At 57.7% G+C, this 12,696-nt stretch carries 14 protein-coding genes; 12 read left to right on the plus strand and 2 right to left on the minus strand.

Annotation, left to right across the window (positions count from 1 at the left end; all coding sequences use genetic code 11):
- Positions 1-266: 266 nt before the first annotated feature.
- Entirely contained in the window at positions 267-635 is a 369-nt protein-coding gene (locus USG84_RS01400; protein ID WP_061098753.1) for an inner membrane protein YbjM, read from the plus strand.
- Between the two features lie 30 nt (positions 636-665).
- On the opposite strand, the gene USG84_RS01405 is transcribed toward USG84_RS01400, so the two are convergent.
- Positions 666-935 carry a GrxA family glutaredoxin gene (locus USG84_RS01405; protein ID WP_006809455.1) on the minus strand — a complete coding sequence of 90 codons (270 nt, stop codon included), beginning with the start codon at positions 933-935 and terminating at the stop codon, positions 666-668.
- A gap of 184 nt (positions 936-1,119) precedes the next feature.
- Here USG84_RS01405 and nfsA point away from each other — a divergent pair, with 184 nt between their 5' ends.
- The 11 genes from nfsA to USG84_RS01460 all read left to right on the plus strand — a co-directional run bounded on the left by nfsA (position 1,120) and on the right by USG84_RS01460 (position 11,795).
- Positions 1,120-1,842, plus strand: a complete 723-nt coding sequence (gene nfsA, locus USG84_RS01410; protein ID WP_061098752.1) for a nitroreductase NfsA — start codon at positions 1,120-1,122, stop codon at positions 1,840-1,842.
- Positions 1,843-1,911: 69 nt separating this feature from the next.
- Complete coding sequence (gene rimK / locus USG84_RS01415) at positions 1,912-2,814, plus strand: 30S ribosomal protein S6--L-glutamate ligase (protein WP_028012504.1); 903 nt, start codon at positions 1,912-1,914, stop codon at positions 2,812-2,814.
- A gap of 63 nt (positions 2,815-2,877) precedes the next feature.
- Complete coding sequence (locus USG84_RS01420; protein ID WP_151412801.1) at positions 2,878-3,354, plus strand: YbjN domain-containing protein; 477 nt, start codon at positions 2,878-2,880, stop codon at positions 3,352-3,354.
- A 350-nt stretch (positions 3,355-3,704) separates the two neighbouring features.
- Positions 3,705-4,817 (plus strand): spermidine/putrescine ABC transporter substrate-binding protein PotF, encoded by a 1,113-nt coding sequence (gene potF / locus USG84_RS01425; protein WP_061098751.1) that lies wholly within the window; start codon positions 3,705-3,707, stop codon positions 4,815-4,817.
- A 99-nt stretch (positions 4,818-4,916) separates the two neighbouring features.
- The gene (gene potG / locus USG84_RS01430) at positions 4,917-6,050 is read left to right on the plus strand and encodes a putrescine ABC transporter ATP-binding subunit PotG (RefSeq protein WP_320738113.1); all 1,134 of its coding nucleotides are present in this window, start codon (positions 4,917-4,919) and stop codon (positions 6,048-6,050) included.
- A gap of 9 nt (positions 6,051-6,059) precedes the next feature.
- The gene (gene potH / locus USG84_RS01435; RefSeq protein ID WP_151412802.1) at positions 6,060-7,013 is read left to right on the plus strand and encodes a putrescine ABC transporter permease PotH; all 954 of its coding nucleotides are present in this window, start codon (positions 6,060-6,062) and stop codon (positions 7,011-7,013) included.
- A complete protein-coding gene (gene potI / locus USG84_RS01440; protein ID WP_061098748.1) occupies positions 7,010-7,855 on the plus strand; it encodes a putrescine ABC transporter permease PotI in 846 nt (281 codons plus the stop codon). Before potH ends, potI begins: the two co-directional genes overlap by 4 nt.
- A gap of 65 nt (positions 7,856-7,920) precedes the next feature.
- Positions 7,921-8,394, plus strand: coding sequence for a YbjO family protein (locus tag USG84_RS01445; RefSeq protein ID WP_061098747.1), 474 nt, complete (start codon positions 7,921-7,923; stop codon positions 8,392-8,394).
- 40 nt (positions 8,395-8,434) lie between these two features.
- On the plus strand, positions 8,435-9,562 hold the full coding sequence (gene rlmC / locus USG84_RS01450) for a 23S rRNA (uracil(747)-C(5))-methyltransferase RlmC (protein WP_253541359.1): 1,128 nt from the start codon (positions 8,435-8,437) through the stop codon (positions 9,560-9,562).
- A gap of 72 nt (positions 9,563-9,634) precedes the next feature.
- Complete coding sequence (locus USG84_RS01455) at positions 9,635-10,342, plus strand: response regulator transcription factor (RefSeq protein ID WP_041912037.1); 708 nt, start codon at positions 9,635-9,637, stop codon at positions 10,340-10,342.
- Positions 10,326-11,795 (plus strand): ATP-binding protein, encoded by a 1,470-nt coding sequence (locus tag USG84_RS01460; RefSeq protein ID WP_151412803.1) that lies wholly within the window; start codon positions 10,326-10,328, stop codon positions 11,793-11,795. Before USG84_RS01455 ends, USG84_RS01460 begins: the two co-directional genes overlap by 17 nt.
- Before the next feature lie 42 nt (positions 11,796-11,837).
- On the opposite strand, the gene artJ is transcribed toward USG84_RS01460, so the two are convergent.
- Positions 11,838-12,569, minus strand: coding sequence for an arginine ABC transporter substrate-binding protein ArtJ (artJ, locus tag USG84_RS01465; RefSeq protein WP_151412804.1), 732 nt, complete (start codon positions 12,567-12,569; stop codon positions 11,838-11,840).
- Between the last annotated feature and the right edge of the window lie 127 nt (positions 12,570-12,696).

Here is a 12,696-nt window from a genome sequence, read left to right on the forward strand (position 1 = left end):
TTGTTTACCAGTAAGTTGTTGAATGAAAGGACTTTTTGGGCTACTGTTTTCTGGGTCAGGGAAAGGCGTTAACGCTCCCTGTTTCCTGCTTTATTCCCTAAAACATTAGCTGGCGTGTAGTTTAATCGCATTAGCTACTGACAGCTACTGATTATCGCATCACCCTGTGCGTACTTTGGCATGGATTGCCGCACTGCTTTATCTGACTGGGCGTCTACCCGACGAATGTGTATTTGATAGAGATAAGTCAGGAGGATAGTTTGAATATGAAACGAAACTGGGCGGGGGTGATCAGCTGTTTTTTGCTGTTCACGGTCGTGTGTATGTCGCTCGCATTTAATGTGAAAGGCGCGTTCAGGGCGTCCGGGCATCCCGAGCTGGGGTTGCTCTTCTTCACGCTGCCGGGTGCCGCTGCCAGTTTTCTCTCCCGTAAAGGGGAGGTGGTGAAACCGCTCCTCGGTGCCATACTCGCAGCGCCGCTGTGTCTGCTCATGATGCGCCTGATGTATATCTCAACGCGGAGTTTCTGGCAGGAGCTGGCGTGGCTGCTGAGCGCCGTGTTCTGGTGCGCGCTTGGCGCGCTCTGCTACCTGTTTGTGCGCAGCCTGGTTCAGCACCGACGACACCACAAATAAAAACGCCCTCACGGTGAGGGCGTCCTTTCATTACTGAGCGGCAAACAGGCCCAGATGTTCTTTAGCGTAGGCTTCAAAGTCGGTGCAGCCGCCGATGTGTTTCTGATCGAGGAAGATCTGCGGTACGGTTTCAACCGGCTTACCGACGGTTTTTTCCAGATCGGCTTTGGTGATGCCTTCCGCGTGGATGTCCACATAGCGGAAGTTGAAGTCATCGCGCTCTTCGGTCAGTTTCTCAGCCAGCTCTTTCGCGCGAACACAGTAAGGGCACCCTGGACGACCAAAAATTACTGCAAACATTTCTCTCTCCTCAAAAAACAAGCCTGACGGCGAATAGCAGCTATAGTGCCCCATAACCTGTCGTCATTAAAGAAGGTTTCGCCTGTCGTTATAATATCTATGAGCTATGTTTCGCCAATTACACCGCGCGCATCATTGCCTATACTGGCTGCCATACGTATTAAGCAAGACAAAGAGAGACAAGATGACGCCAACCATAGACCTGCTCCTTTCCCACCGTTCCATTCGCCACTTCACCGATGAGCCGATTACCGAGGCGCAGCGCGAAGCGATTATTAACAGCGCAAGAGCCACCTCCAGCTCCAGCTTTCTGCAGTGCAGCTCCATTATTCGCATTACCGATCCGGCCATGCGTGAACAGCTGGTGACGCTCACCGGCGGGCAGAAGCATGTGGCTCAGGCAGCCGAGTTCTGGGTGTTCTGCGCCGACTTTAATCGCCACCTGCAGATCTGCCCCGAGGCCGAGCTGGGGCTGGCGGAACAGCTGCTGCTGGGCGTGGTGGATACCGCGCTGATGGCGCAAAACGCCTTTACGGCGGCGGAGTCGCTGGGGTTAGGCGGCGTCTATATCGGCGGTCTGCGTAACAACATTCAAAGCGTGACCGACCTGCTGAAGCTGCCAAAACACGTGCTGCCGCTGTTTGGCCTGTGCCTCGGCTGGCCGGCGGATAACCCGGATCTGAAGCCGCGCATTCCTGCCGCCATGCTGGTGCACGAAAACCACTACCAGCCGGTCGACCAGGACGTTCTGAATCACTACGATGAAGAGCTGGCGAACTACTACATGACGCGCGGCAGCAATAACCGTCGCGACACCTGGACGGACCATATTCGCCGCACCATCATTAAAGAAAACCGCCCGTTTATTCTTGAGTATCTGCACAAGCAGGGCTGGGCAACGCGATAGTCCATTTAACCTGCGCCTGCCCGCGTATATGATATGCAGGCTTTTTCCATGTCTTCAGAGAGGTGCAGGGTGAAAATTGCCATATTGTCCCGGGACGGAACGCTCTATTCATGTAAGCGCCTGCGAGAAGCGGCGGCGAAACGCGGGCATCAGGTTGAGATCCTCGACCCGATGTCCTGCTATATGAACATCGACCCCGCCGCCTCGTCGATTCACTACAAAGGCCGCAAGCTGCCGCACTTCGATGCGGTGATCCCCCGCATCGGCTCCCAGATTACCTACTACGGCACCGCCGCGCTGCGCCAGTTCGAGATGCTGGGCAGCTATCCGCTCAACGAATCCGTCGCCATTTCCCGCGCCCGCGACAAGCTGCGCTCCCTGCAGCTGCTCGCCCGACAGGGGATCGATCTACCCGTCACGGGCATTGCCCATTCACCGGACGACACCAGCGATCTCATCGACATGGTGGGCGGCGCGCCTTTAGTGATTAAGCTGGTGGAAGGCACGCAGGGTATAGGCGTGGTGCTGGCGGAAACGCGTCAGGCAGCAGAAAGCGTGATTGACGCCTTTCGCGGCCTGAATGCACACATTCTGGTGCAGGAGTACATTGAAGAGGCGAAAGGGCGCGACATTCGCTGCTTTGTGGTGGGTAACGAGGTCGTGGCCGCGATTGAGCGTCAGGCCAAAGAGGGCGATTTCCGCTCTAACCTTCACCGCGGCGGCGTAGCGCGGGTAGCCGATATTAGCGAACGCGAGCGGGAAATAGCCGTTAAAGCGGCGCAAACCCTGGGGCTGGACGTGGCGGGCGTGGACCTTCTGCGCGCGACGCGCGGGCCGCTGGTGATGGAGGTGAACGCCTCCCCGGGGCTGGAAGGCGTGGAAAAAACCACAGGGGTCGATATTGCAGGTAAAATGATCTCATGGATCGAGCGTCATGCCACGCCGGGCTACTGTCTTAAAACGGGCGGTTAAATGGATTACCGGGCGCTTTTTGAGTACCCTATGCGAAGTTTTTACTAAAGAGGCTGCACCGCGATGGATTTACAGGTCGTACCTACACTGGATACGTTACGTCAATGGCTTGATGATGCCGGGATCACGTTCTTCGAATGCGATTCCTGCCAGGCGCTGCATCTGCCTCATATGCAGAATTTCGACGGCATTTTCGATGCTAAAATCGATCTGATTAACGACGTGATCCTTTTCTCCGCGCTGGCCGAAGTGAAGCCTTCTGCGCTGCTGGCGCTGGCCTCCGACCTGTCGGCGATCAATGCCAGTTCTTTGACGGTGAAAGCATTTATCGATATACAGGACGATAATCTGCCAAAACTGGTCGTTTGCCAGTCTTTATTCTCCGGGGCAGGGCTGTCGTTCAAGCAGTTCGCCTGGTTTATGCGCTTGAGTGAAGAGCAAATTTCCATGGTTATGATGGAAGCCAATGCACATCATCTGCTGTACAGCGCGGAAGACGATGCAGAGAATAATGATGCATCTCCCAATTTTCTTCACTAAGCCTGTCTGACTTTTGCGCAGTCGCTGCCATAGCGGCTGCAGAAGGCCATTTTTTCTGCTGCTTTTAACCTTTCTTTAAAGAATATTTCACCTCCCTCAAGGCCATTTCGGCTTATCACGTAGACTTAACCTGCATAAAAAATTGATAAAAGGCGTTTTTTCGTCTGGGCTATAGCCGGAGACACGGGCTACAGTTATTCTTGCGATGCTTAAAAAAGCGAGCGGAAACTGCCGGGTAAAGAGGTTTCTTTTTATTTTGAGCAGAGCGACAAACTATGCATGATTTTTGCATATATCCAGATTGCACAGTTTAGCTCGTTTGTTAACGAGCTTTCAGAAGGAATAACACTATGATCGCCTTGAATAAAAAATGGTTATCGGGTCTGGTTGCGGGTGCTCTGATGGCCGTCTCTGCCGGCACGCTCGCTGCGGAACAAAAAACGCTGCACGTTTACAACTGGTCTGACTATATTGCGCCGGACACGGTCGCTAATTTTGAAAAAGAGACCGGCATCAAAGTGGTCTATGACGTTTTCGATTCCAACGAAGTGCTGGAAGGAAAGCTGATGGCGGGCAGCACCGGTTTTGACCTGGTGGTACCTTCCGCAAGCTTCCTGGAGCGTCAGCTGACGGCGGGCGTCTTCCAGCCGCTGGACAAGAGCAAGTTATCGAACTGGAAAAACCTCGACCCGGAAGTGCTGAAGCTGGTGGCGAAGCACGACCCGGACAACAAATACGCGATGCCTTACCTGTGGGCGACCACCGGTATCGGCTACAACGTGGATAAAGTCAAAGCCGCGCTGGGCCCGGACGTTAAGCTGGACAGCTGGGACGTGGTGCTGAAGCCGGAAAACCTTGAGAAGCTGAAAAGCTGCGGCGTCTCCTTCCTCGATGCGCCGGAAGAGATTTTCGCCACCGTGCTGAACTACCTGGGCAAAGACCCGAACAGCAATAAAGCCGATGATTACACCGGCCCTGCGACCGATCTGCTGCTGAAGCTGCGTCCAAACATTCGCTACTTCCACTCGTCCCAGTACATCAACGACCTGGCGAACGGCGACATCTGCGTGGCGATCGGCTGGGCAGGGGACGTGTGGCAGGCGGCGAACCGCGCGAAAGAGGCAAAAAACGGCGTGAACGTGTCTTACTTCATTCCGAAAGAGGGGGCGCTGGCCTTCTTTGACGTCTTCGCGATGCCTGCCGATGCGAAAAATAAAGAGGAAGCGTACCAGTTCCTTAACTACCTGATGCGTCCGGAAGTGATTGCCCATATCAGCGACCACGTCTACTACGCCAACGGTAACAAGGCCTCCTTGCCGCTGATTAGCGAAGAGATCCGTAATAATCCGGCTATCTATCCGCCGGCGGACGTGTTCGCCAAGCTGTTCACCCTCAAGGTTCAGGATCCAAAAATTGACCGCGTACGTACCCGCGCGTGGACCAAGGTGAAAAGCGGTAAATAACCCTTTGTCACAGGCCGGGCAAGCGTTAGCGCCCCCGGCAACAGGCGCACCGTTCTGGTGCGCCTGCACCATGATTTGATCTCTACCGGAGAACACCCCGTGAATGACGCGATCCCCCGCCCGCAGGCGAAAGTCCGTAAAGCGCTGACCCCGCTTCTTGAAATTCGTAACCTCACCAAATCTTTCGATGGCCAGCATGCCGTGGACGACGTCAGCCTGACTATCTATAAAGGCGAAATATTCGCGCTACTGGGCGCATCGGGCTGCGGTAAATCGACCCTGCTGCGTATGCTGGCCGGTTTTGAACAGCCTACCGCCGGGCAGATCATGCTCGATGGCGTGGATCTCTCCAGCGTGCCGCCGTATCAGCGCCCGATTAACATGATGTTCCAGTCCTACGCGCTGTTCCCGCACATGACGGTGGAGCAGAACATTGCCTTTGGCCTGAAGCAGGACAAGCTGCCGAAAGCCGAAATCGCCGCGCGCGTGGCCGAAATGCTGGGCCTGGTGCACATGCAGGAGTTCGCGAAGCGTAAGCCGCACCAGCTCTCCGGCGGCCAGCGTCAGCGCGTGGCGCTGGCCCGAAGCCTGGCGAAACGCCCGAAACTGCTGCTGCTCGACGAGCCGATGGGCGCCCTGGACAAAAAGCTGCGCGACCGCATGCAGCTGGAAGTGGTGGATATCCTCGAGCGCGTGGGCGTGACCTGCGTGATGGTGACCCATGACCAGGAAGAGGCCATGACCATGGCCGGTCGTATCGCGATCATGAACCGCGGGAAGTTCGTGCAGATTGGCGAGCCGGAAGAGATTTACGAGCATCCGACCACCCGCTACAGCGCGGAGTTCATCGGTTCGGTCAACGTCTTCGAAGGACTGCTGAAGGATCGTCAGGAGGATGGCCTGGTCATCGAATCACCGGGGCTGCAGCATCCGCTTAAGGTCGATCCTGACAGCTCGGTGGTGGATAACGTGCCGGTCTACGTGGCGCTGCGCCCGGAGAAGATCATGCTTTGTGACGATCCGCCTGCCGACGGCTACAACTTTGCCGTCGGGGAAGTGGTGCACATTGCCTATCTTGGCGATCTCTCCATCTATCACGTGCGCCTGAAAAGCGGACAGATGCTCAGCGCCCAGCTGCAGAACGAACATCGCTATCGCAAAGGACAGCCGACCTGGGGCGACGAAGTGCGCCTGTGCTGGGACGCGGACAGCTGCGTCGTGCTGACGGTATAAGGAGCGATCATGAGCACACTTGAACCTCCAGCCCGCGTCAAAAAACCGGGCGGCTTTGCCCACTGGCTGACGCGTCTTAAAATGAACCACGGCCGCAAGCTGGTGATCGCCATGCCGTACGTGTGGCTGATCCTGCTGTTCCTGCTGCCGTTTCTGATCGTCTTTAAGATCAGCCTGGCGGAGATGGCGCGGGCGATCCCGCCGTATACCGATCTGTGGGAGTGGGCCGACGGGCAGCTGACGCTGACCTTGAACCTGGGTAACTTCCTGCAGCTCACCGACGATCCGCTCTATTTCGAAGCTTACCTACAGTCGCTGCAGGTGGCGGCGATCTCGACGCTCTGCTGTCTGGCGATGGGCTACCCGCTGGCGTGGGCCGTGGCGCACAGCAAGCCGTCGACGCGCAACATCCTGCTGCTGCTGGTGATTTTGCCGTCCTGGACCTCGTTCCTGATCCGCGTTTATGCCTGGATGGGGATCCTGAAGAACAACGGCGTGCTGAATAATTTTCTGATGTGGCTCGGGGTTATCGATCAGCCGCTGACCATCCTGCACACCAACCTCGCGGTCTATATCGGCATCGTGTACGCCTATCTGCCGTTTATGGTGCTGCCGATCTATACGGCCCTGACGCGGATTGACTACTCGCTGGTGGAAGCGTCGCTCGATCTTGGCGCGCGTCCGCTGAAGACCTTCTTCAGCGTCATTGTGCCGCTGACCAAAGGCGGCATTATCGCCGGGTCGATGCTGGTCTTTATTCCGGCGGTCGGGGAGTTCGTGATCCCGGAACTGCTCGGGGGGCCGGACAGCATCATGATTGGCCGCGTGCTGTGGCAGGAATTCTTTAATAACCGCGACTGGCCGGTGGCGTCGGCGGTGGCGATTATCATGCTCCTGCTGCTGATCGTGCCGATCATGTGGTTCCACAAGCATCAGCAGAAACAGATGGGAGATCGCGGATGAACAACTTACCGGTAGTGCGCTCCCCGTGGCGAATTCTGATCCTCATTATCGGCTTTACCTTCCTGTATGCGCCGATGCTGATGCTGGTGATCTACTCGTTCAACAGCTCTAAGCTGGTGACGGTATGGGCGGGCTGGTCGACGCGCTGGTACAGCGAGCTGTTCCATGACGACGCGATGATGAGCGCGGTGGGGCTGAGCCTGACCATTGCCGCGCTGGCGGCTACGATGGCCTGCGTTCTGGGCACCATCGCCGCGCTGGTGATGGTCCGCTTCGGGCGTTTTCGCGGCTCGAACGGTTTCGCCTTTATGATCACCGCCCCGCTGGTGATGCCGGACGTCATCACCGGCCTGTCGCTGCTGCTGCTGTTCGTGGCCCTGGCGCACGCCATCGGCTGGCCGGCGGATCGCGGCATGCTCACCATCTGGCTGGCGCACGTCACCTTCTGTACCGCGTACGTGGCAGTGGTGATCTCCTCGCGCCTGCGCGAGCTGGATCGCTCCATTGAAGAGGCGGCGATGGATCTTGGCGCCACGCCGCTGAAGGTCTTTTTCATCATTACCCTGCCGATGATTATGCCGGCGGTGATCTCCGGCTGGCTGCTGGCGTTCACGCTCTCTCTCGACGATCTGGTTATCGCCAGCTTTGTCTCCGGGCCGGGCGCAACGACGCTGCCGATGCTGGTCTTCTCCAGCGTGCGCATGGGGGTCAACCCGGAGATCAACGCCTTGGCCTCTATCATCCTCGGCGTGGTCGGAATTGTCGGATTTATCGCCTGGTATTTGATGGCGCGCGCGGAAAAACAGCGCGTGCGTGATATCCAGCGTGCAAGACGCGGCTGAAGCATTTAAAATTTCCAGTGATGTGCCGCGCGTGACGCGGCACTGTTTTTCAGGGAAGTAAAACATTGGGACTATTAAAAAAATCACGTCTTACGCACGCCCGTCCTAACGTTCCTGCGCTGGTTCAGGTGGCGGCGCTCGCCATTATTATGATCCGCTGCCTGGACGTGCTGATGATTCTGAATACCCTGGGCGCGCGCGGCATCGGGGAATTCATTCACCGCAGCGTGCAGACGTGGAATCTGACGCTGGTCTTTTTAAGCAGCCTGGTGCTGGTGTTTATCGAGATCTACTGCGCGTTTTCGCTGGTCAAAGGGCGCAACTGGGCGCGCTGGGTCTATCTGCTGACGCAAATTACCGCCGCCAGCTATCTGTGGGCCGCCTCGCTGGGCTACGGCTACCCGGAGCTGTTCAGCATTGCCGGAGGCTCGAAGCGCGAGATTTTCCATGCGCTGGTCATGCAGAAGTTGCCGGATATGCTGGTGCTTCTGCTGCTGTTTGCGCCAGCCTCCAGTCGGCGGTTCTTCCGCCTGCAATAATGTGTATAATCGCAGCCCTCGTGATTCTTAAGGTTTTCATATGCAGTGCGCACTCTATGACGCCGGACGCTGCCGCTCCTGTCAGTGGATAGAACAGCCGGTCTCTCAACAACTCACCGCCAAAATGGCCGACCTGCAACAGCTGCTGGCAGCGCGCGCGGTGGGCGAGTGGTGCGCACCCGTCAGCGGCCCTGAGCAGGGCTTTCGCAACAAAGCCAAAATGGTGGTCAGCGGCAGCGTTGAAAAACCGCTGCTGGGGATGCTGCACCGCGACGGTACGCCGGAGGATTTAACCGACTGCCCGCTCTATCCCGCCTCGTTTGGGCCGGTCTTTGCCGCACTTAAGCCGTTTATCGCTCGCGCGGGGTTAACGCCTTACAGCGTCGCCCGCAGGCGCGGCGAGCTGAAGTACCTTCTGCTGACGGAAAGCCAGAAAGACGGCGGCATGATGCTGCGCTTCGTGCTGCGTTCGGTGGCCAAGCTGGAGCAGCTGCGCGCGGCGCTGCCGTGGCTACAGGAACAGCTTCCTCAGTTAAAGGTCATTACCGCAAACATTCAGCCGGTGCATATGGCGATCATGGAAGGGGAGAAAGAGATTTTCTTCACCGACCAGCACGCGCTGGCGGAGAGCTTCAACGGCGTGCCGCTGTGGATCCGCCCGCAAAGCTTCTTCCAGACCAACCCGACCGTGGCAAGCAGCCTGTACGCCACCGCCCGCGACTGGGTGCGCGCGTTAAACGTCCATCATATGTGGGATCTGTTCTGCGGCGTGGGCGGTTTTGGCCTGCACTGCGCCACGCCTGAGATGCAGCTCACCGGAATTGAGATCTCCGCCGAAGCGATTGCCTGCGCAAAGCAGTCCGCCGCTGAGCTGGGGTTAACCAATCTGCACTTCCAGGCGCTGGACTCCACGCAGTTCGCGACCGGCCAGGGCAACGTGCCGGAGCTGGTGCTGGTCAATCCGCCGCGTCGTGGCATCGGAAGCGCGCTGTGCGACTATCTGAGCCAGATGGCGCCAGAATACATCGTCTATTCCAGCTGTAACGCGCAGACCATGGCGAAAGATATCGCTAATCTGCCTGGCTACCGCATTGAACGCGTTCAGCTTTTCGATATGTTCCCGCATACCGCGCATTATGAAGTGCTGACGCTGCTCGTGAAATCTTAAACAAAATGTGAACTCTGCCGGCCCATAAAATCAGGTAAGCTTACGTCATAAGAGATGAATTAAGGCTTACCCATGAAGCAGATCCTGCTGGTGGAAGACGACCACGATATCGCGGCGCTTCTGCGGCTCAATTTAGAAGACGAAGGCTACGCCATTACCCACGAGCCCGACGGGGGCAACGCCCTGCAGCGCCTTGAAAAACAGCCGTGGGATGCGGTGATCCTCGACCTGATGCTTCCCAACGTTGACGGCCTGGAGATTTGCCGCCGCATTCGTCAGATGACCCGCTACCTGCCGGTGATCATCATCAGCGCCCGCAGCAGCGAAACCGACCGCATCACCGGGCTGGAAACCGGCGCCGATGATTATCTCGCCAAACCCTTTTCAGTCCAGGAACTGATTGCCCGCATCAAAGCGCTGTTCCGCCGCCAGCAGGCGATGGGTCAGGCGCAGGCTGACGGGCAAATTCAGGCTCACGGCCTGACGATCGATCCCCTGGCGCGCAGCGTGCTGCTTCACGGCCAGGTGGTGGATCTCACCCCGCGCGAATTCGAACTGCTGTACTTCTTCGCCCGCCATCCAGGCGAGGTGTTTTCCCGTCTGGCGCTGCTGGAGCAGGTGTGGGGCTATCAGCACGAAGGCTACGAGCACACCGTCAACACCCATATCAACCGCCTGCGCATCAAGATTGAGAAGGACGCCGCCGAGCCGGAGATTATTCGCACCGTCTGGGGCAAGGGCTATAAATTTGCGGAGCCAAACCATGATGCGCCACTTTAGCCTGAGCCAGCGCCTGACGCTGCTGTTTGTCCTGCTGATGATGCTCTGCGCCACCGTCGCCTGCGCGGTGCAGCTCTACAGCAGCATGCAGTACGGCAACGCGATGGTGCAGCGGCTGTCGGGCGGCCTGGCGCAGCAGATCGTTCAGCGGGAACCGATTCTGGACGCGCAGGGCAGGGTCGAACGCAGCGCGCTGAAACCGCTGTTTGACCGGCTGATGACCTTCAACCCGAGCGTTGAGCTGTACGTTATCTCGCCGGACGGCGATATCCTGGCCGATGCCGCACCGCCGGGCCATATTCAGCGGCAAAAAATCGACCTGGCACCGGTTCAGACCTTCCTGAGCGGTACCGCCATACCGGTACTGGGCGACGATCCGCGCAGCCAAAATAAAAAAGTGTTCAGCGCCACGCCGCTGCGGCAGGACGGCGAGCTTAAGGGCTACCTGTACATTATTTTGCAGGGCGAGGAGTCGAACGCGCTGGCGGAAATGGCCTGGCATAAGGCGCTCTGGAGTACGGTGCTCTGGTCATTGCTGTGGGTCGCGCTGTTTGGCCTGCTGGCGGGACTGCTGGTCTGGTACTGGGTGACGCGTCCGGTTAAACGCCTGACGGAAGAGGTCACCGGCCTGGAGCAGGACAGCATGAGCGCAATCAGGCTGCTCGCAGCACAGCCGCCGGACGCCGCGGCCAATGACGAAGTGGCCCTCCTGCGCAACAGTTTCATCGAGCTGGCGCGGAAAATCACCCGCCAGTGGGATCAGCTGGCCGACAGCGATCGCCAGCGCCGGGAGTTTATCGCCAATATTTCGCACGATCTTCGCACGCCGCTCACCTCGCTGCTGGGCTATCTCGAAACCCTGTCGCTCAAATCCGCCACCCTGACCCCGCAGGAGCACCAGCAGTACCTCGCCACCGCGCTGCGTCAGGGACAAAAGGTACGTCATCTTTCGCAGCAGCTGTTCGAGCTGGCGCGCCTTGAGCACGGCGGCATTAAGCCGCAGCGCGAGCGTTTCGCGATGGCAGAGCTGATTTCCGACGTGGCGCAGAAGTTTGAGCTCACCGCCCGCACGCGCGAGGTGAATCTGCATATTGACGTGCCGGGCCCCCTGCCGCTGGTCAATGCCGATGTGTCGATGATCGAGCGCGTGGTGACCAACCTGCTGGATAACGCGATGCGCCACACGCCCATCGGCGGGGAAATTCGTCTGGCGGTCTGGCAGGAGAATGAACGGCTTCAGGTCGAAGTGGCAGACAGCGGAACGGGGGTGGATGCCTCGCTGCGTGACGATCTGTTCCAGCGGCCTTCGGCGCTGAATACCCAGGCTGCGCGGGAGAACCGCGGCGGGTTAGGGCTGTTAATCGTTAAGCGAATGCTGGAGCTGCACGGCGGCGGGATCGCGCTAATGGAGTCGGTGAGCGGGGCGCGGTTCAGGTTTTTTGTGCCGCTGTGAGAAATTGCCGGGTAAGGCGAAGAGGCCACCCGGCAAAAACCATTACTGCGGGAACCACTGATCGCTGATTTTCTGGTACGTGCCGTCCGCTTTAATCGCCTTCAGCGCGCCGTTCAGTTTTTCCAGCAGGGCTTTGTTATCCGGACGTACCGCAATGCCGAGGCCTGTACCAAAGTACTGCGGGTCGGTCACTTTCTCGGTTGCCGTACCCAGCTGCGGGTTGGTTTTCAGCCACTCGTTCACCACGGCGGTATCGCCGAATACGCCGTCGATACGGCCGTTTTTCAGGTCGATAATCGCGTTCTGGTAGCTGTCATAGGCCACGGTCTTCACTTCAGGATGCTTGTCCTGCAGGTATTTCTGGTGCGTGGTGCCGTTTTCCATCCCGATGCGTTTGCCTTTCAGCTCGTCAAAGGACTTATAAGCCCCTTTCTTCGCAATCACTACCGCCGAGTTGGCGTAGTACGGGTCGGTAAATGCCACCTGCTTGCTGCGCTCCGGCGTGATGTCCATCCCGGAGATCACCGCATCGTATTTCTTAAATTTCAGCGACGGGATCAGGCTGTCGAACGCGTGGTTGGTAAAGGTGCAGTCGGCCTGCATCTGCTTGCACAGCGCTTTCGCCAGATCGATATCGAAACCGACGATCTGGTTGCTGGCGTCCAGCGATTCAAACGGCGGATAGGTGGCCGAAACGCCAAAATTGATTTTATCAGCGGCGGCAGCGCCAGCGGCGAAGGTGGCGAGTAGTGCGGCCAGAACTAACTTTTTCATGGTAATGCTCCCGTCTGTCTATCTTGTCATTATGCACCGTGTCTGCGGCATGGATGTACAATGCCAGCTAATGAATTTATATGCAATAAATATGAGTAAATATTATGTTTGGTATAAAAAAAAGCGG

Source organism: Enterobacter sp. 168J2 (assembly GCF_034107265.1).
GTDB lineage: Bacteria > Pseudomonadota > Gammaproteobacteria > Enterobacterales > Enterobacteriaceae > Enterobacter > Enterobacter nematophilus.

What these genes read in the sequence shown, in the direction of transcription:
- USG84_RS01400 (WP_061098753.1), top strand. Translation starts at nt 267, where the DNA reads ATGAAACGAAACTGGGCGGGGGTGATCAGCTGTTTTTTGCTGTTCACG.
- USG84_RS01405 (WP_006809455.1), bottom strand. Translation starts at nt 935, where the DNA reads ATGTTTGCAGTAATTTTTGGTCGTCCAGGGTGCCCTTACTGTGTTCGC.
- nfsA (WP_061098752.1), top strand. Translation starts at nt 1,120, where the DNA reads ATGACGCCAACCATAGACCTGCTCCTTTCCCACCGTTCCATTCGCCAC.
- USG84_RS01420 (WP_151412801.1), top strand. Translation starts at nt 2,878, where the DNA reads ATGGATTTACAGGTCGTACCTACACTGGATACGTTACGTCAATGGCTT.
- potF (WP_061098751.1), top strand. Translation starts at nt 3,705, where the DNA reads ATGATCGCCTTGAATAAAAAATGGTTATCGGGTCTGGTTGCGGGTGCT.
- potH (WP_151412802.1), top strand. Translation starts at nt 6,060, where the DNA reads ATGAGCACACTTGAACCTCCAGCCCGCGTCAAAAAACCGGGCGGCTTT.
- potI (WP_061098748.1), top strand. Translation starts at nt 7,010, where the DNA reads ATGAACAACTTACCGGTAGTGCGCTCCCCGTGGCGAATTCTGATCCTC.
- rlmC (WP_253541359.1), top strand. Translation starts at nt 8,435, where the DNA reads ATGCAGTGCGCACTCTATGACGCCGGACGCTGCCGCTCCTGTCAGTGG.
- USG84_RS01455 (WP_041912037.1), top strand. Translation starts at nt 9,635, where the DNA reads ATGAAGCAGATCCTGCTGGTGGAAGACGACCACGATATCGCGGCGCTT.
- USG84_RS01460 (WP_151412803.1), top strand. Translation starts at nt 10,326, where the DNA reads ATGATGCGCCACTTTAGCCTGAGCCAGCGCCTGACGCTGCTGTTTGTC.
- artJ (WP_151412804.1), bottom strand. Translation starts at nt 12,569, where the DNA reads ATGAAAAAGTTAGTTCTGGCCGCACTACTCGCCACCTTCGCCGCTGGC.